This window comes from Veillonella parvula, assembly GCF_002005185.1.
In the GTDB taxonomy this organism is placed as follows: domain Bacteria; phylum Bacillota; class Negativicutes; order Veillonellales; family Veillonellaceae; genus Veillonella; species Veillonella parvula_M.
The window spans coordinates 1,741,113-1,760,278 of the sequence record NZ_CP019721.1; the positions used below are offsets into that span (position 1 = coordinate 1,741,113).

General features: G+C 36.3%; 13 protein-coding genes. All 13 read right to left on the reverse strand.

The window, feature by feature from the left end:
• On the reverse strand, positions 1-6,336 hold the full coding sequence (locus B1A77_RS08075) for a two-partner secretion domain-containing protein (protein ID WP_237301758.1): 6,336 nt from the start codon (positions 6,334-6,336) through the stop codon (positions 1-3).
• Positions 6,337-6,367: 31 nt separating this feature from the next.
• Positions 6,368-8,233 (reverse strand): ShlB/FhaC/HecB family hemolysin secretion/activation protein, encoded by a 1,866-nt coding sequence (locus tag B1A77_RS08080; protein WP_024062585.1) that lies wholly within the window; start codon positions 8,231-8,233, stop codon positions 6,368-6,370.
• A gap of 134 nt (positions 8,234-8,367) precedes the next feature.
• Positions 8,368-9,687 carry an amidohydrolase gene (locus B1A77_RS08085; protein ID WP_077708452.1) on the reverse strand — a complete coding sequence of 440 codons (1,320 nt, stop codon included), beginning with the start codon at positions 9,685-9,687 and terminating at the stop codon, positions 8,368-8,370.
• A gap of 132 nt (positions 9,688-9,819) precedes the next feature.
• Positions 9,820-10,281: a hypothetical protein gene (locus B1A77_RS08090; RefSeq protein ID WP_077708453.1), complete on the reverse strand. Its 462-nt coding sequence runs from the start codon at positions 10,279-10,281 to the stop codon at positions 9,820-9,822.
• Positions 10,274-11,077 (reverse strand): DUF3100 domain-containing protein, encoded by an 804-nt coding sequence (locus tag B1A77_RS08095; RefSeq protein WP_012864410.1) that lies wholly within the window; start codon positions 11,075-11,077, stop codon positions 10,274-10,276. The genes B1A77_RS08090 and B1A77_RS08095 overlap by 8 nt, the downstream gene beginning before the upstream one ends.
• 96 nt (positions 11,078-11,173) lie before the next feature.
• Positions 11,174-11,695 (reverse strand): hypothetical protein, encoded by a 522-nt coding sequence (locus B1A77_RS08100; RefSeq protein WP_077708454.1) that lies wholly within the window; start codon positions 11,693-11,695, stop codon positions 11,174-11,176.
• Between the two features lie 64 nt (positions 11,696-11,759).
• Positions 11,760-12,464, reverse strand: coding sequence for a DNA repair protein RecO (gene recO / locus B1A77_RS08105; protein WP_077708455.1), 705 nt, complete (start codon positions 12,462-12,464; stop codon positions 11,760-11,762).
• On the reverse strand, positions 12,451-13,782 hold the full coding sequence (locus B1A77_RS08110) for a hemolysin family protein (protein ID WP_004695947.1): 1,332 nt from the start codon (positions 13,780-13,782) through the stop codon (positions 12,451-12,453). Before B1A77_RS08110 ends, recO begins: the two co-directional genes overlap by 14 nt.
• A 54-nt stretch (positions 13,783-13,836) precedes the next feature.
• Entirely contained in the window at positions 13,837-14,736 is a 900-nt protein-coding gene (gene era / locus B1A77_RS08115; RefSeq protein WP_077708456.1) for a GTPase Era, read from the reverse strand.
• The gene (gene ybeY, locus B1A77_RS08120; RefSeq protein WP_021148196.1) at positions 14,729-15,205 is read right to left on the reverse strand and encodes an rRNA maturation RNase YbeY; all 477 of its coding nucleotides are present in this window, start codon (positions 15,203-15,205) and stop codon (positions 14,729-14,731) included. Before ybeY ends, era begins: the two co-directional genes overlap by 8 nt.
• A gap of 2 nt (positions 15,206-15,207) precedes the next feature.
• A complete protein-coding gene (locus tag B1A77_RS08125; RefSeq protein ID WP_024061834.1) occupies positions 15,208-16,221 on the reverse strand; it encodes a PhoH family protein in 1,014 nt (337 codons plus the stop codon).
• Between the two features lie 8 nt (positions 16,222-16,229).
• On the reverse strand, positions 16,230-17,195 hold the full coding sequence (gene mnmL, locus B1A77_RS08130) for a tRNA modification radical SAM protein MnmL/YtqA (protein ID WP_077708457.1): 966 nt from the start codon (positions 17,193-17,195) through the stop codon (positions 16,230-16,232).
• 109 nt (positions 17,196-17,304) lie between these two features.
• Positions 17,305-19,143, reverse strand: coding sequence for a B12-binding domain-containing radical SAM protein (locus tag B1A77_RS08135; RefSeq protein ID WP_077708458.1), 1,839 nt, complete (start codon positions 19,141-19,143; stop codon positions 17,305-17,307).
• Positions 19,144-19,166: the final 23 nt, after the last annotated feature.

Here is a 19,166-nt window from a genome sequence, read left to right on the forward strand (position 1 = left end):
CTATACTAAAAACCCCCCCAATCTATTAACTACTCTAAAAGCAGGTTTAGCATTCTCAGTATAATATAAATACCCCTTTAAAGGTTGATTGGTCAACTCAGATGTAGTATTAGTTAAAACCGACTTTTCTAAATCTCTAGTACTTATACTATTAGTAGGTTTACTAACTTCTATAGTATCATTAGGATTATTAGAATTTAAATTATAGTCAAATATTTTGGTTGTACTAGTGTGGTTATTATATAAAATATCTTTATCAACACTTAAAGTTAAATTATTAATAGAATTATTATTGATTCTATCACGTTTCTGTTTTTCATATCCATATAATGCACGCCCTTTTTCTACACCATATTTATCAATATAGTCATTTAGCAAGGAGTCTTCATATGCTTTATTAGAAGAAACAATTCTAGAACTAGCCTCTTGTTTGTACATACTAAATGAATCTTCTAGGCCATTTGATGTAACATATTTATATACTAAATTGTTCATAATATCTTGGAATGAACCCGATCCAATTACTTCTGGTATACTACTTTCCAATTCACCATTTAAAAGTATGGATGTTTCATTATTAGTTTTATAGATTGAATTATGATTGTATTCATACCACATAAGGGTATCATAATAAGCAAGTTTTCTAACCCATTCGTCTAAACTAATTTCTCCATACTTAAAACTTCTATAATCACGTAACAAGTTTAGCTGATCGTCATGGGTCAACCAATTATTATCAACGGCTGAATTTATCAAAGGCACTGCTATTGATTGATCACTAATACTTTTCCCTAAAATTATACTAACTAACTTTTGCATGTCAGGATTATCGATTTTTCTTAGAAGTGGTTGTGTAACTTCATTTATTGCACTAATTTTAAATCCATTAAAAGAATCATATCCAGAAAGCTTCGATATAGTTGCACCAAGCGCACCATGTAAAGCAACTTTATAAATTCCACCATCATCCCATTTTTTAGCCTTGTCCAAGTATTCTTTTGCTAATTTTTCATTATTAGCATTTTCAGCAGATTCAGCTAATATTACATATTTTTTTTGTTCGCTAACAGCAATATCACCAATTAATTTATATCCATGATCAGAAATTTTAGATAAAAGAATTTGTTTTTCTTCTACTGTTTTCTTATCAAAAATCGGTGCTAGTTTATTTAATGCTTGTTCCGTATCATGATTAATCTTTTCTAAAGATTCTTTCTCAGCAATTTCAATGATACCTTCACTGATGGCAGAATGAGTAGTTGATTTAGAATTACCTTTCACAGGAATCCCCATTTTAGGGCTGCCAGTAATACCTATCGGATTATTTTTAGAGCGTTTAGTTGTAGATAAACTATATCCAGAAGTTTTTGCTGAATAGGATGCTTTATTTTGAATATCATTCATTTTTAAAGAATTAGAGGATAATTTATTCTTGGATTTATCAGGACTCCCTTTAATTATACCACCTGTAAGTGTAGTTGCATTATTTACCTGTACATTATATCCACCATCACCTGCGTATATACCAGCCTGATCTGTAACACTTGCATAGTGACTGTCTGTAGTGCCTCTCGAATTATCAAATCCAACTCTTACAGGTCCACTCATTCCATAAGATACAGATATACCTTTATTTTTACTTATTTTATGGTAGTCATTCGTATCTTGTAAACTTTCAATATTCAAATTATGTCCAACTTTTGTGGTCACACTTTCACCGATGACCTTAGAACCAATAATTTCTGTATCATTTCCAGAGACAGTATTGACTTGTTTACCACGAATAACAGTTCCAGTATGCGTCTTAGTTGTCTCTAATGCATTTTCTTTACCTTTATACACATTAGCATCTAAACCAATAACACCATTACCGTGAGGACTAACTGTGGCACCAACAGACCATCCTGAGCTTGTATATGTATCGCGTTGTACTAAAGAGTTCGTTCCTGCATCTATACTTAAGTTATTTGATGCATTTAGATTAACCTTTGGAGCCTCTACAATACTACCTTTAATATGAATATTTCCTTTGTCACTATTATCACTATCTGCAGTAATACTTACATTATTTTTGCTCCCTATAGAACTACCTATATAATTTTCTTGATTAAGTTCGCTATGCTGTTTAAATTTACTTGAACCAATACCTACTTGTATATTGAGTAAACGATCTTTTTTAATTCTATTATTTACATTATTAATCGCTGTTCTTACATCTGGATGCATAGCATTGCTCTCTTCAGGATGTTCTGCCTGATATGCTTTATTAAGTTCATCAGCCTTAGCAAGTATATCTTTTTCTTTTTCTACAAGTTTTTCTATCTTAGCATTTTTATAAGAAGTCCCATCATTATAAGCATGTTTTAAAGTATTTGCAGCCTCAAGATACTCTAATGTTGATAAGTTGCTATTTTTTCTAGAGTTAGCACGCTTACCAAGTTGCTGAACAGCATTCAATTCATTAACAATTTGACCACCAACACTTACAGTAAGACCGGAACGCTTCTCCTCGTGACTTTGCACTACATGTGCAGTATTATGTTTTCCATCAACCGTTACATTTTGAGCAGATAAGTCTATCGGTTTATTACTAAAATAGTTTGTTGTTGTACTGTGAATTGAATTACCAGCACTAACATTTATCTCGTCCTTAGAGGAAGAAATATTGGTAGCAACTTGATTTTTATATCTGCCATCTGTTGTATCAGTCACTTTTTTACTACCAATAGTAAAGCCTATACCAGCGCCCATTAAGCCAGATTTTTTACTATATTGATATACATCATCACGTTGTGTTTCTTCACCTGAATCTGTACGCACGTCATTACCTGCAGATACGGATACATCTTTTGTTCCCAAAATATTAGAACCTGTTACCGAAACATTGCGATTAGCTTTCACATTAATCGTATCTCCACCAATTGTTGAAGATAAAACACCTGTGCGTTCATGATCTGTACGTATGATATTAGTTGTACGAGATAGTAAACTCTTTTCTTTGTATTTTAGACCATATTCATCACGACTATAACTTTGCCCATTTGTAATAGTAACATCATTTCCAGCTTCAACAGATGTGACACCATGTTCACTATTAACAATACCATTGCGGATATTTACATCATTTCCTGCATGTAAATTAACATTACTATCACTTAAAATAGCTGTACCTAATTCAGTACGACGATCTGTGCGATTATAATTCTCACTATTAACAGTCATATCCTTTTTAGCGGATAATGCCTCTGTTGTTAAATTAATATTCTGACCAGCCTCAATCGTTGCTTTAGAATTATCTCCAGTATAAACAATAGCACCTTTAAGGTTAACATCTCGTTTAGCAGATAAAACTAAATCGCCTTTTTCTCCTACACCTATAGTTCCTTGGCGACCAACAATATCGTGATGTTGTAATCTATTTACATGAGCACCTACATTAATATCACGACCAACATTAATATTAACCTGTTTCTCACCATGAATATTACCAGTATTTATTACGTCTTGAGATGCCTTAATAGTCACTTTACGTCCATCTATACGACCTGTATTTTCTACATCATTAGCCCCTAATACAATTGTATCTGCAGTCATAATGCCTTGATTTAGAATATCTGCATTAGTGTTGCTAACAATAGCTTTACCACTTATGATTCCACCCATTGCATCAACAGATTTTGCAGGTTGTTTCGCTAAATATACTTTAGGATATAGAACTTGTTGAGCTTTTCCATCTACTACAACTGTTTTAGTTTCTAACCACACCATATCAGTCGTTATAGCTTTCATTTGTTCTTTAGATAAGGCAATTCCAGGTGTTAATTTAAAAGCTTTACCAAAAGCTACACCAGCCTCTAATAATGCTTTATATTCAGCTTCATTATCTGTATAACCTTCTAAATACTGTTTACCTGTAGCTGATACTATTTGCTCATTAATAAGTTGCTGTTCATAGAATCCATCACCTAAACGTTTGAATCTTCTTTCAGGATTATTTGTCAACGCATCAATCATAAATTGAGAGGATAAAAAATTCTTTCGATTAGTAAAAGCAGGGTCAGTCTCTATCAAAGCATTAGCCGTAATAGCAGGATGAATATCATATAGTGCCTCTGTTGGTAACGATAAACCATCTATGGTTTGACTTGCTTTACCTTTGCCCCCACCCAGACCATATGGATCTAAACTATCATTGACCTTTGCAATAGTAGCTTTGGATACTTTATCTTCAGCGTGCTCTTTTAGAGTACCAATTGGTTTTACATTTTCTTCAGTAATCGACGGTGTCATAAAGACTTCAGGGCCCCAAACACGTATACGTTTACTTCTATAACCATGACGTTTCCTTTTCTTTTCGGTTCTACTCTCTTGAGTAGTTCCAGTAATAAAGGTTTTATCACTAATCATATCTGATATGTTTTGTATAGAGCCCTTTGTTTTAAAAGTTCCTCCTGAAATCACGCTGCTATTATCATTATAAAGTATACCAGTAGTTACTAAATCACCACCACTACTAATGATACCTGGATCATCATTGGTAATCTTTTTGTGAGTTTGTTCGGCTTCACTTCTAATGATTGTAAACTGATTTATTCGGTTCTCATTCTTATTCATTTCCTTATTATAAGCTTCATCTTCAGGCGTTTTAACTGGTTTTACATGCGGTGTACCATAACCACTTGAATCATCAGCATATGGGAACTCAGACTTATCAAATACCTGACCTTCTAATTTATGATTTGGATGAGTAACTTTTATTTTATCTGGATTTTTAGTAATCCCATCTGAAACACGCTTGGTTCCTAACGCAACATTATTATTTTCTACTGTAGGAGTATCAAGTTTAATAGACTTTGTAGCTTTAATAGTCGCCCCTTTATTATGTATACCATCTTTAGCAATAAAGTCCATAGTTCCACCACTATAAATGAGACCTTTACCAGTATTATCTATTGTATTTGAAGTTATATTAACGTGATTACGACCCGCAATTACACCAGACTTATGAGAATCTAGTTCTGCCTTAAGAGCAGTAACTTTCTCTTGTACATCATCATACGCTTTTGTTAAATCATTAATCCGTTGACGATGTGCGTCTAACTCAGGCTTGGTCTTATATTTAGATATATCAGCATTCCATTCAGCATCAAGTTCATTTTTTGCCTTTTCTAGCTCTTTACCAGCTTTATGATAGCGTTCTTCTATTTCACTATTAGTATGATTTGTAACTATATTAGCTTTAATATCTACTGTATCACCATAAATACGTCCACCTTCATGATTATCTATAGATTTAGCATTTATAGTTGTAGTATTTCCAGAGTTGATAAGACCATTATTGTTTACCTTTTCTTGACTATGTACAGTTGTAGAGGAATCACCTTGAACCACACCATTTGAATGAATTGCTATACTTTGTCCATCTAAAATAGTATTGCCATTACTTGTAACGCCACCATCAACTACAATTTGACCATCACTAGTAATACTAGAGGCTTGTGAAGAACTTACTACACCTTTAACATTTACCCCAAGACCAGTATTGGTCCCTTTCAGAGTAATAGAATTTGCATACATACCCCCAATTGCGGATACATCTAAGCCAATATTGTTAGAATTACCAATTTTTTGCGTGTCTAATGTATTAGCATCTATTTTGTTCTTACCCGTGCGAGCTTCGATCGAATTTGCCCAGATTCCAGCATTTACACTCGCTGCTTCTGTTAAAATTTGTAACGAGTTAGCCTCTTTGGCATTAAGACCGTTTCTATTAATAGCAACAATTCCTCGCTCCACCCGATATGAGTTTAGATTTCCTGATAAATCATATTCAGGTTTACCTGTAGTTAATACTGCTCGATCTGTATTGATAAATCCGCCACCATCTACAGTAATACCATTAGGATTTGCTATAACTACTGAAGCTTTATGACCTGCTACCTCAATAAACCCGTTCATATTGGTTGGATTGTGTGAAGTAATCTCATTAACAATGACATTGGCAGAACCACGCATCATATTAGTATTACCAGGAACATATCCACCAAGCTTGGTATTAGACATTTGGTAAGAGTTATTAAGAATTACACCATTTTGTGGTACGTTAAAGTTAGTATAATCATTTCTAGATACTCCACCAGCGCTAGGGCCTACGACATTTACTAATGTGACACCATTAGCAGCTTGTCCAATCATGGCTTGTCTTTCATGTGGCGCATTTCGATCTACCTCTATAGGATTTTCTGCATATACAAACGGTACGACTAAAGGGTCAACGATCATTAGCCCCATAGTAAGCCATACTGCAATTTTATATTGTAATCGTTTTTGTTTCATATTTACTCTCTCAATTAATACGTATACTATATTAGAACCGCACACCTGCTTGGAAACCTGCGGTTACAGAATCAGTTTTGTAACCACTTGGTTTATATAAAGGAGCCCCAACAAATACATCATAGAATAATCCAGATATAAATTGCCCTCTTATCCCAAGACTAGTACCAGCAATAAATTTTCCTGTAAATACCTCTGTACTTGGACCATATACGGCGCCAAAATCAATATTAGCATAAACACTTGATTTCCATTTAGGGATGTAACTAGCAACCTCATTACGCATATACCAGCCACTTTCAGCCATTAGTGTATTTTCACCATCAAATCCTTGTACAGTATATCGATTCCCAAGGCTAATCATATCTCTAGAGAATAAACGTTTATCCCCTAATGTCCATTGTCCATGGAAAGATGTAGTTATACTTGCTGGTCTATGTCCCCATATACGTGGAATTTGATAATCGACATCTAACAATAGTTGAGTATATCGAGTACTAGGCGCTCCATTACCATATTCTGGTTGCGAACCAAACCAACCAACCCCTTGTTTAATAGCTGCTCTAGAGTATAATGTATTTTTCTTTATGTATCTACGTTCTGATATACCTACTTCTAAAGAAGCTGTATTAGCACGTTGTACAGCAATTTCTACATCATTAATATAATTTTTAGCATTACGCTTGCTGATAATAATATCCCAACTACGCTTAGTCATTCGATCTCGATGAAATACATGATTCCACGAACCTCTTACAGTCTTTGCATGACTAGAACTAATAAATGGAGTAGCCATAGAATTAATCGTTTGATGATATTTCATATCACTATAGGAAATACTAAAGGTGTCCTTCCCTCTAGGTATTGAATAAGAAATAGTATGGTTTCGACTACCTTTTCGTTCACCATCTTGAGCAGCATCTCGATTAATACTTAAGTTTAATGAATCATTAGCATTAAATATCCTATCAACTCCAATTGCAGCCGTCCACTGCAGTTTACCAGTATCTTTTAGTCCAGAATCATCTATGGATATCATTCCATGAATTGGTGGTTTTTTAGTAGTTTCAAGTACAATATTCGTAGCTAACGGTTTTGTTCCTGGCTCAAGCTCAACAGACACATTTTGAGAACCAATCCGCTTCATTTGCTCTATCCCCTGTTCTATATTTCGAATATTAAGGATATCCCCTTCACGAATAGGAAATGCATTTTGCCATGGCAATGGTTGTGCATACGTTTTATATAAGACAGACTCTACGCGACCGAGTTGTAAATTAAATTGTAGATTACCTGAAGCTAATGATTGGGATGGAATACCAATCCGAGACGTGACGTATCCATGTTCTATAAGTGCAGTATTTAAGCTAGTAGATAATCTATTTACATCTTCAACTGTAAGTTTGCGATTTACAAATGGTTTAATTGTTTTACGTAGAAACGTAAACTCGTTAGGCACATCTAATTGTATCTTCTTTTTTTGTGCTTCATAATATAATGGACCTTTAATTAATCGTACACTTGCTGCAGAACTATTATCCACAAATGTCGTCTGATCCATAGTAGTATTTATCATATTACTATATGTTAATTCTGCAGACTGACTAATAGGTTCTTCTACAACACGGATATGAGATACAAAAAAAGATGGCTCTACATGTGCTGGCTGTTGTGCCGGTACTGTATAACCATCTTGTGGTGTTAAAGAACCAGATGAAAAATCTATTCCACCTGTTTGTACTGTAATTCGTCCCTCTCCAAGCCGCGCCTCTCTCGCTAGTTGTTGTTCTCTCGATCTATCTAGTTGTTCTTGAGTATCAATAGGTTTAGCACCCAAAATATGTATTGGTACCATACACACTAAACTTAGACAGAATAATAACTCTCTCTTTTTCATATTGCTCCTTTTGTAATAAAATATAAATCTGTTTTATATTTTATTATGTTTTTATCTTGACAGTCAATAGAGAGTTTAAACTGTAAAACCACCTACCAAAGATAAATCAATTCATCTTCGATAGGCGGTTTATTTTATTCACCCTTAGCAATACGGTCTAAGAGTTCAATATAGCTTTCTTTATTTAAGGCTGGTGTAAAGTTGTCTAATATATCTTTAGCACCTGCTGCATCATCGTATAGTAAGTCTACGATTGTCATAGCCAATGCTTGTGCTGTTTTAATGTACGCTACATCAGGTACAGAGATTTCATATTCCGCACTGTGTAGTACACCACTTATACAACCAACCCATGGATGGATGACCGGCATCAAGTGAGATACGTCCCCCATATCTGTACTAGCTGTTATATGTGGGCCTTGGTATATATTGGCTTCACCAAAGATAGGATTTGAATTTTCTCGTAATAGAGCATTCATACGTTCATCATTACGCATCGGTAAATAACCAGGTAGGTCATGGATAACACATGTGGCTCCTACTGCATCGCCACCGGCTTTTAAGGCCCGGTTTACACGATGATTGCCATCTACAATAGCTTCAATATTAGAGGCACGCACGTAACTTTCAACTTGAACATAATCAGGCACACAATTTACCAATGTACCACCTTGATTAATGATTGGGTGGAATCTGAAATAATCGCTTTCTTTGAAAGTTTCACGAATGGAGTTAACCCCCATAACCCCCATCAAAGCAGCATTAAGAGCATTGATGCCTTCATGAGGTGCTTGTGCTGCATGGGCTACCTTACCGTGATATTCAATCAGTTTAGATACAAAACCATTAGAGGTACTACCAAGCCCCATTTCACCAGCTGGTGTTTTGGCTGTCTCCACATGCATTTGCATAGCCATATCAATATCGTCGAAAGCTCCTTCATAGATGAGCTGTTGCTTACCACCCATATACTTAAGCTTACCTTGCTCACGCAATTTATTGCGGTAATCAATTTCAATCATTTCCTCTGCCGGAACAGCAAATAATACAACATCGCCAGCTAATTCGTCCACCACAGCTTGTAAACCCATAGCGACAGCAAACATATTCGCAATTTGTACATTATGACCACAGCAATGGGCGGCCCCTGTTAAATCATCGGCACGAGGATGGCGAGGACAGAGAATGGCATCTAATTCCCCCACCATTGCAACCGTATATTTACTATCTCGACCTTTCATTCTACCTTTTACACCTGTCAATGCATGGCCAGTAGTATAAGAAATGCCAAGTTCATCAAACATAGCTTGAACCTTTTTAGAGGTTTTTACCTCTTTAAAACCCAATTCTGGTTCAGCCATAATAGATTCAGCCAATTCTCGTAAACGCGGTTGTGCATCAACAATAGCTTTACAAACACGTTGCTTTACTTCTTCCTTTGTCATACGGCTCATAATATCTCCTTTATAAAATCGACCGTATAAAATACGGTCGATCATGTCATCATGATGTATAGATATCTTCTAAAATATAATTCTATAATTATATCTTAACATAATTTAGACATCTAACATTATGATTTAGTATTAAATTAAACCTTCTAAATGAAGTACTAATTGGGCTAATGCTGTTGCACAGATGAAAGTACCTGCTGTTACAGCTAGTGCAACAGGGATAATACGCCAAGATAAGCGACGGAATGCACCAAGGTCTTTACCTAAGGATAAACCTGCATAGGCAAGTACAGGTGTTGTAGTAGCTAAGAATGTAACTTGGCTAGTTTTTGCGATAATCCATTCTTGACCAGGCATACCTGGTAAGGATGCAATAACACCAACTAAAGACACCCAGAATACCATAGGCAATTTATTAGCATATGGCAAGTTAGAGATCAAAGCACCGATTGTAGCAAGAGCTGCCAAGATAGCTACGCCAACTAAACTATCGCTAAATAGAAGTTTACCATCCATTACATTACCGACTGCAGTGATGATAGCAGCAATACAGATAACGATGACAAACTGTGTTAATCTTTCACTTTTACTCATGATGTGCTGCCTCCTCTGCTAAATCTTGTTCCCGGGTACGACCTGTAAAGAAGTTGTATGTTTTCTCCATAACTGGTAAAGAAACAAATAAACCAAAGTATACGCCTAGAACAGTAGTCAACAAGTTTGCAGCCCCTGCAAGAGCCATAATTTGTTGTTCGTAATCAGGATATACTGCAATGATTGGAGCTGTAGCTGCCGCCATCATACTAGCACTACCTACGCCAGCGCCCATAGCTAATGCCAAAGGATGAAACCAGCCAGATTGTGCTAACATACCTGCCAATACAGATGACCACATAGCGCCGATAAGAACACCACAGATGTACATGCCCATAACGCCACGGCCTTCTGGAGAGCTAAAACCGAATTTATCGATGATAATCGCTACATTTGGCTCACGGTCTACAGAGTAACAAGCACCTACTGCTTCGCGACGCATGCCTACTAGCAAAGCTACTGGTAAACCAAATACAATAGTACCGAAGAAGTGACCAAGCTCTTGTAATAACAATGCCCAGCCAGCACTTGTAAGAATACCAAGATTTGGACCGATACCAAGTCCTACTTTTACCATCAAGATCATAACGGCGATACCGATATAATCGGCAGATTTTTCCATCTGTTTAATCGTAAGAATTTTAAACTTAGGAATAGAAATTAATAAACCTAGAATCAATGTGTACAATAATGGCAATAATACAACAGGACCTAGTTTTTTTATGCCTATAAATTCAGCGACTACAGTTAGTACGAGCGCTAGAAAATGTATTTTGAGATTTCCCAAAAGCTGCATAATGACCTCCTGTAAAAATACATAATATAACATTGTTATATTATAAATAATTGTTATTAAAAGTGTCAATTACAGATGTACATTTGTCTATTTGAATTATTTTTTTCCAATAATATAGAGTCCCTGTTCAGCATCAACTACCTCAATAATAATATTTTCTATCATTGATGGTTTTACTTTATGAAACCTTTGTTCTTCTTCATCATAGTAAATGGCCCATTTAGACATACATGCCGGAATAGTGTCACTATCATAATCTTTCCCCCTCCAAATGGCATCATCTCTAAAATAACTTAGTCCATCTTTAACTAATTCTGTATCTAAACAAAATTCACCAGCTAAACTAACATGATTATCTAATAAAAGGTCTCTAACAATGATGGCTTCATATTCCCAACTTAGAAAACATAAGTATTCAAAGTATCTAAGTGCTATCTTGGAATCCCAACGATTGTTTAAAACCATGATTTGAAATAACTTATTTACTAACGCATAATCAGAAAATATATAATAGTCATTAGTTAAAAGGAAATTATATATTTGTTGAATTTCTTGTAAATCTAAAGTTTTATCTTTATTTATTTTGTCTATAGGCAACGAAGAAAATATTATATCCATATAGTACCTCATAATACATTTCAATAAAAGGCAGTTTGATGTCTCAAACTGCCTTTTACTGTCATTAAATTATGGAATTTAAAAATTTAACGCTTTGTAATGGTTTACCAATTTCTTGCTCACAGTAGGCAAATAGTAGTTTTTCAAGTTCCTTCCAAATTGTTTTGGGAAATTCTAAAGGCGTATCTTCACCCCACTGGTAAGCTAGAATCTGAGGTAATGTAGCTTTCACAGAACGAGAAATGCTAAGATTTGTAGTTTCCCGCACCTGCATCCAGAATGGCTCAATTCCGTCTTGATGGTTAAAAGCATTAGCACTAGGGACAACCCCTGCGAGAGATAATAGTTGCCATCCGAGCATTATCGTTCCCAATTGTACATTGCGACGTCGAATTTGCTTGGAATAGTTTACAACAGTATCAAAGACCTTGCGATCTACGTCATACATGGCAAATAACTCTTGAATGAGCTCACTCGCTACTGCTGCATAAGCAATATTATCGAGGTTTACATCTAAGGATTCCACCACATAGGAGCCATCAATTTGCGTAACATTTACATATTCCCCATCCGGTACAACTGTAATATACATGGCACTAAATGGACGTAAATAGGAGCTGTTGCGCATCGTCATCATTCGCTTATGTGGAATCGATGCTTTAATAAGTCCCAAGCTAGGCGTAATAAACGTAAATACGGAATACAACTTATACTTTTTTCGACTTATGACGATGGCTGGCGTATTAAAACCACCATTAAGCTTCTTCATTTTCTTCTTCCGTTGGTTCCTCTACTGGTATAGGTGTTACTTTAATGCGAGAGATACGATATCCTTGCATTTGAGTAACTTCAAAGGTGTAACCATGAGCATCCACCGTATCACCTACGATTGGTGTACGTTCTAATAAACCAAAGACATAGCCACCTATTGTATCAGAATCAGAATTATCAATTTCAATATTCATAATTTCTTCTACTTCGTCTACGAGGACCTTGCCATCAAACTCGAAGGAACCATCTGCATAGGACATCGTAGCTGGTAAATGCGGCTCATGCTCATCTTGTATGTCCCCAACCAACTCTTCGATAATATCTTCTAAGCCTACTAGACCAACCATGCCACCATATTCATCTACTACTACAGCTAGATATATACGGCGCGTTCTCATATATTGCAACAAGGTAGATAATTTCATTACCTCTGGAACAGTAAGAATGTCTCGTTTAATATTGCGCAAATCCTTACGGGCTTGATTAGGGCGTTCCATTAAATCTTTAATATGAACGAGTCCAATAATGTGATCCTTATCCTCTACACAGAGTGGATAACGTGTATGTACTTTAGAGCGGATAACCTTCATCGCTTCATCGTAACCATCTTCAACGAATACGCAGTCTACATCTTGACGAGGCACCATAACCTCTTTCGCCATGCGATCTACGAAGTTAAAAACATTATCGATTAACTCAGACTCTACTTGGTCCAGTTGCCCTTCCTCGTGGCTTCGAGAAATCATCATGCGAATTTCTTCTTCTGAGTACACAAGATCAAGCTCTGTTAAATATTTTGTTTTGTAAAAGCCTAAAATAACATTGGAGATTTTACTAGCAATCCAAATAAATGGATACACCAATTTACCTGCAGCCACGACGATACGGCTATAGGTATTTACGTATTTTGTAGGGAAGGATAAGCCCAATGCTTTAGGTACAATTTCACCGAAAATTAGGACGATTAAACTAATTAATAGTAATAGAATAATATCTAGTACCAAATGCATCCAAGTACTATGAATATTAAGAACCGCCACTATACGATCAACAATATTATCAAATACAAAAGTACCTGTGCCTGCAAGGGCCAAAATAAAGAATAGAATCAAAAACTGTGTAGTATTTAAAAAATACTCAGGATTTTGATAAAGCTTTAATAAAAATTCTCTATCCTTCTCCAAGAGGATGTCCATATCCTCTACATGTTCTTTACGAAGGCGTGCAAAGGAGAACTTTGCAACCACAAAAAAGTTAATTAAAAAAATACATAACAGACCAAACCCTATGGGTAACAGGCCATCTACACTATCCATCTTTATTCCTTTCATATGAATATGGAAACACTTATTTCTTTTTATTATATCAAATTATTTTCTATAACCAAGTTCAGATAACATACCAGATTTATTTCTCCAATCTTTTTTTACTTTAACCCAAAGGTCCAAGTACACCTTTGTAGCTAATAGCTTTTGAATATCTGCGCGCGCTTCAGCGCCAAGTTGTTTTAACAAAGCACCTTTTTTACCGATGATAATTCCCTTTTGAGAGTCTCTTTCACAGTAGATTGTAGCGCGGATATAGGTAGTACCATCATCACGTGTTTTCATTTCATCTACGTCTACAGCGATAGCATGAGGAATCTCATCTCGTGTAGCTAACAAGATTTTTTCACGAATGATATCGGAAATAATAAGGCGTTCCGGTTGATCCGTAATCATATCCTCCGGAAAATATTGTGGACCTTCCGGCAAGGTTTCCTCTAGAACCTTAAGAATTTCAGATAAGTTCTCTTTATCTTTTGCAGAAATAGGAATGACACCTGCAAAAGGATATGCATCTTGATAAGAAACGATTGCTTCTAAAAGCTCTTCTTTTTTGAGTGTATCAATTTTGTTGACTACCAAAAATACAGGAACCTTTACACGTTTCAATTGTTCAATAATAAAATTATCCCCAGGACCACGTTTTTCATTGCCTGCTACGACAAATAAAACGGCTTCCGTTTCTTTTAAGGACTCAATAGCAGCATCTACCATGAATTCGCCTAACTTGTGCTTAGGTTTATGCACACCAGGTGTATCCATAAATACGATTTGTTTGGATTCATCCGTATATACGCAGATGATACGGTTACGCGTTGTTTGAGCCTTATCGGATACGATAGCAATCTTATCGCCAATAAGAGCGTTGATTAAGGTAGATTTACCTACATTAGGGCGTCCTACAACGGCAACAAAGCCTGATTTAAAATGTTCGTTCTTATTCATTATATGGTGCATCCTCCCGCACATAACCCAAGTTACCTAGGATAAATTCTTCCTCTGTGCGCATCTCTTTTTTATCTTCGTCGTTCATATGGTCATAGCCTAAAATATGTAAGCAACTGTGAGTCGTTAAATATGCTAATTCCCGTTCAAAACTATGTCCATATTCAATAGCTTGTTCACGAGTACGCTCTAAGGAAATAATCATATCACCAAGTAAGTGATGTTCCTCTTTACTACCTTCGTAATCATCCCCTTCATTGAGGGCAAAGGACAATACATCCGTTGGTCTATCGATGCCTCGATATTCCTTATTAAGCTCGTGAATTTTAGCATTATTGCAGAGTAAAATACTCATTTCATCTTCTTCGAGGCCATATACGCGACTCACTTCATCGCAGACCTTGCGTATAACAGCCTCAATATTGGAATCCTCTTGAATTCCTTCATCATAGCTAATGTGTATATACATACTTATCCTTTCGCTACATTCTCTTTGGATACTGCGTTAGATTCTGTAGTCTCACCAGCTAACTTACGTTCGTGATATGCATCGTAAGCTTTTACAATGCGACCTACTAAATCGTGACGAACAACGTCTTGATCGCTAAAGTAAACCATATTAATACCAGGTACATGACGCAATACCTTTTCAGCCTCGCCGAGGCCAGACACAACACGTGGAGGTAAGTCAATTTGTGTCTTATCACCGTTGACTACCATTTTAGAGTTGTTGCCTAGACGAGTTAGGAACATTTTCATCTGTTCTGCCGTCGTATTTTGAGCCTCATCGAGAATGACGAAGGCATTTTCCAATGTACGGCCACGCATATACGCTAGTGGTGCTACCTCGATAGTACCACGTTCCATAAAACGTTGTACTTGCTCGATACCAAACATTTCATGTAATGCATCATAAAGAGGTCTTAAATAAGGATCAACCTTGTCTTGTAATTCACCAGGTAGGAAGCCTAACCGTTCACCTGCCTCTACAGCAGGGCGTGTCAAAATAATTTTATCTACATTGCGGTTTTTTAAATAGAATGCAGCTAAAGCTACTGCTAGGAATGTTTTACCTGTACCAGCAGGACCAATACCAAAAGTAATAGTATTTTTTCGGATACTATCTACATAGTATTTTTGACCTTCCGTTTTAGGCGTAATATTTTTACCACGCATATTAACGGATAAAGTATCCTCAAACATAGTATGTACGGCATCAGCTTTACCATTAGCCACAAGTTTAGCCGCAATACGCACTTGAGACTCAGTTATGGTACTACCTTCACGGTAAAGGAATACTAATTCTTCAAGGGTACGATAGAGAGCTTCTACTTGTTTTTCATCGCCCTTTATAACTACCGTATCACCTCGTGCCACTACATCTGCAGAGATGACTTCAAGCATCATATGCAGATATCGATTATGTTGACCTAGTATGGATTGTGCTAGGTCATATGTAGGAAATGTAAATACTTGTTCGCTCATACAACCTCCTAATCTATAAATTTACGAACTGCTTTACCATTTAGGTAATCACAGAGATCACCTTGATGAGCATCTAGTTCGTCTAGTTTATCATCAATTAAATCTTGTACGCGCCACCAACCCATAGACCAGTTTGTAAAAAGCGTATTGTCTTCAGGTGCTCTCCCTACAAGACGCTGTAAAACAATGTCAGGGTGTAAATGACGTACAAAATTAACAACCCGATCAGCATATTCTTCCGCACTAATTAGGGTAAACTGACCCTCTTGATACCACTTGGCCATCAATGTATTTTTTACAATATACAAAGCATGTAGTTTCACTTGATCAACACCGAGTGCAGATAAAATACGAGCCCCTTCGATTGTATCCTTCATTGTATCCCATGGTAAATTAACTATCATATGAGTAGTTATGTTAAATCTATAGCGCTTAATCCGTAATACGGCATCAATAAACTGGGCTAAATCATGACCGCGATTAATTTTCTCTAATGTCTCATAGTTAACCGTTTGTAGGCCTAATTCAATATAAATATCCTTTTGAAAGCGATCTCTAATATCTGCCAATATGTCTAAGTATTCATCGGCAATACAATCGGGTCTTGTTGCAATAGCAATGCCCACGGCTTCGTCAATGCAGCCTTGCTCCATATAGCTTTTAAAATCATCGATTCTCAAATAGGTATTACTAAAGTTTTGATAGTAAGGGATAAATTTTTTCGCCTTATATTTAGGACCTATGTGAGCAATATTTTCCTCTAATTGCATACGCACTGTCATCCACGCTGGGCGGTTTTCGTAGCCCGCCCCAATTTCACCACAAAAGGTACAGCCTCCAACACCAGCTGAACCATCTCGGTTTGGACAAGTCAATGGTAATGCTACAGGCAATTTATAAACCTTTTCCCCATAGGTTTCTTTATAATATTTAGATACCATGCGGTATCGTTTTGGTCTCGTTGTATCGGTCATAACACTCCTATTAAACTAACCAATCATCGCTTGTTATATAATACTTCTACTATCATAGATTACGTAATTTATGGCTAACAATAAATTAGCTAACTATTTTCTTATACTATTAACAAGCCTCTATTTCAGGACGTATAAAAGGTTTAACCTCTTTATTTACGTCAATTACAACTGTAAAAGGTACATTGGGTACATTCTCTATACCCAACACTTTAGCCGTATCTTCAGACATAGGCATTTCTACATATTGTTGTCGAATTTTACGCCACTCTTTAAATGTATAGTTTGGAATATATTGAGATGCAATTTCTTCATTGCGCCAGAATGCTTCCCCTTCTTGTAAAAGTTCCTTTGTCTGCTTAGGTAAACCAACGGCTTCACTGCGAACCTTACCGCGATAACTAACGAGTGTATCATATTGTAATAATTCGGCAGCTACTGTATCGCCTTTAGCTAAAAAGAAATTGTACAGGAACTCAATTTGGTCAATATCTTTTAAATTAATCTTATGATTCCCCGCATCGAGCCAAGCCTGTGTCATGTCACAAAAATAGGAAAAAGCATCTTTTTTTGTCTCCACTTTAGAAGGATCATACTTTTTCATAGGTGGTACATGATTAGTTTCTGCATCTTCCCCAGTTATAGATGTATCAGTATGTTCCTTTATAAGCTTACTACCAATATAGCTAAATACAGTTCTAAAGCGTTCGCTATTATAAAAACGTTCAAAGACATCTTCAAAGTGTTTTAAGAAACGTATATCTCTATAAGGGAGCACGTGAGTACTTAATACCTCATATGGCGCTAAGGGATCACTAATGTATTGATACTCCTCCATACGGCGTACACCAGAACCTTTTAACAGTTTTAAAAATCCAATTTGTAACGCATGTGGCTGTAAACTAAAAAGATCATTAAAGGATAATCCAAACCGCTGTTTATTCTCGTAAGGCAGGCCTACAATTAAATCCATGTGGACATGAGTTCTACCGGCTTCAATAATAGGACGAATAGCCTTTTGAATATACGGCCAATCATTGTATCGATTAATAGCATCTAAGGTTTTCTTATACGTACTTTGTACGCCTACCTCAATTTGAATACGGCCTGGTGGTGTTTCACAAAGAATATTTGTTTCCCATTCCGTCATTAGCTCTGGTTCCATTTCTAGATGGAAATTCGTCTCTGTATCAGCATCGCGCATAAATTCCATCAATGGACGATGATGCTTCGGTGCGCAGTTAAAAGTTCTATCCACAAATTTAACTTGTTTCACCTTATGATCGATAAACCACTGTAGTTCTTTGAGAGTTCTTTCCTGTGGAAAAAAACGTACTGTATTCTTATTCCCAGATAAACAGTACTGACAAGAGAATGGACACCCTCGAGAGGATTCATAATAAATGATTTTATGTTCTAAATCGACCATATCCTCTTCTACGTAAGGGAATGGTATGGTACTAAGATCTTTTACCTCTACCGTATCAGTAGAGCCCAGGAGTTGACCAGAAATATGGCGACCACGTACGCCAGGAATCTGGTCTTCTAATCCATCCTTGCCATCTACGAGTGCACGAATAAGTTGATAAAAAGCTTCTTCCCCTTCACCTTGTACAACGTAGTCTACAGCCTGGCATCGATTTAAAATTTCATCTGCTGTAAAAGATACCTCTGGACCACCTAAAATGATTTTAATATCTGGTCGAACAGCTTTCACCATATCTACAACATGTAAAGTCATCTCGATATTCCAGATATAGCAAGCAAAGCCCAATACATCAATATTGCGTTCTGTAATATCGCTAAGAATATGTAAAACAGGCATATTAATAGTATATTCTACTATATCGTATGCCTGTCCGTGAGCCTGCCCATACGCTTTAAGATAACGTAAAGCCAGAGAAGAATGTATAAATTTTGAGTTTAATGTGGATAAAACTACGTTCATAGGTCCCCTTTAAATCATCGAAT

Coding starts and splice junctions, on each gene's coding strand:
- B1A77_RS08095 (WP_012864410.1), bottom strand. CDS start 11,077: ATGCAGCTTTTGGGAAATCTCAAAATACATTTTCTAGCGCTCGTACTA.
- B1A77_RS08085 (WP_077708452.1), bottom strand. CDS start 9,687: ATGAGCCGTATGACAAAGGAAGAAGTAAAGCAACGTGTTTGTAAAGCT.
- B1A77_RS08110 (WP_004695947.1), bottom strand. CDS start 13,782: ATGGATAGTGTAGATGGCCTGTTACCCATAGGGTTTGGTCTGTTATGT.
- B1A77_RS08135 (WP_077708458.1), bottom strand. CDS start 19,143: ATGAACGTAGTTTTATCCACATTAAACTCAAAATTTATACATTCTTCT.
- ybeY (WP_021148196.1), bottom strand. CDS start 15,205: ATGTATATACACATTAGCTATGATGAAGGAATTCAAGAGGATTCCAAT.
- B1A77_RS08090 (WP_077708453.1), bottom strand. CDS start 10,281: ATGAGTAAAAGTGAAAGATTAACACAGTTTGTCATCGTTATCTGTATT.
- B1A77_RS08080 (WP_024062585.1), bottom strand. CDS start 8,233: ATGAAAAAGAGAGAGTTATTATTCTGTCTAAGTTTAGTGTGTATGGTA.
- mnmL (WP_077708457.1), bottom strand. CDS start 17,195: ATGACCGATACAACGAGACCAAAACGATACCGCATGGTATCTAAATAT.
- B1A77_RS08075 (WP_237301758.1), bottom strand. CDS start 6,336: ATGAAACAAAAACGATTACAATATAAAATTGCAGTATGGCTTACTATG.
- recO (WP_077708455.1), bottom strand. CDS start 12,464: ATGAAGAAGCTTAATGGTGGTTTTAATACGCCAGCCATCGTCATAAGT.
- B1A77_RS08125 (WP_024061834.1), bottom strand. CDS start 16,221: ATGAGCGAACAAGTATTTACATTTCCTACATATGACCTAGCACAATCC.
- B1A77_RS08100 (WP_077708454.1), bottom strand. CDS start 11,695: ATGGATATAATATTTTCTTCGTTGCCTATAGACAAAATAAATAAAGAT.
- era (WP_077708456.1), bottom strand. CDS start 14,736: ATGAATAAGAACGAACATTTTAAATCAGGCTTTGTTGCCGTTGTAGGA.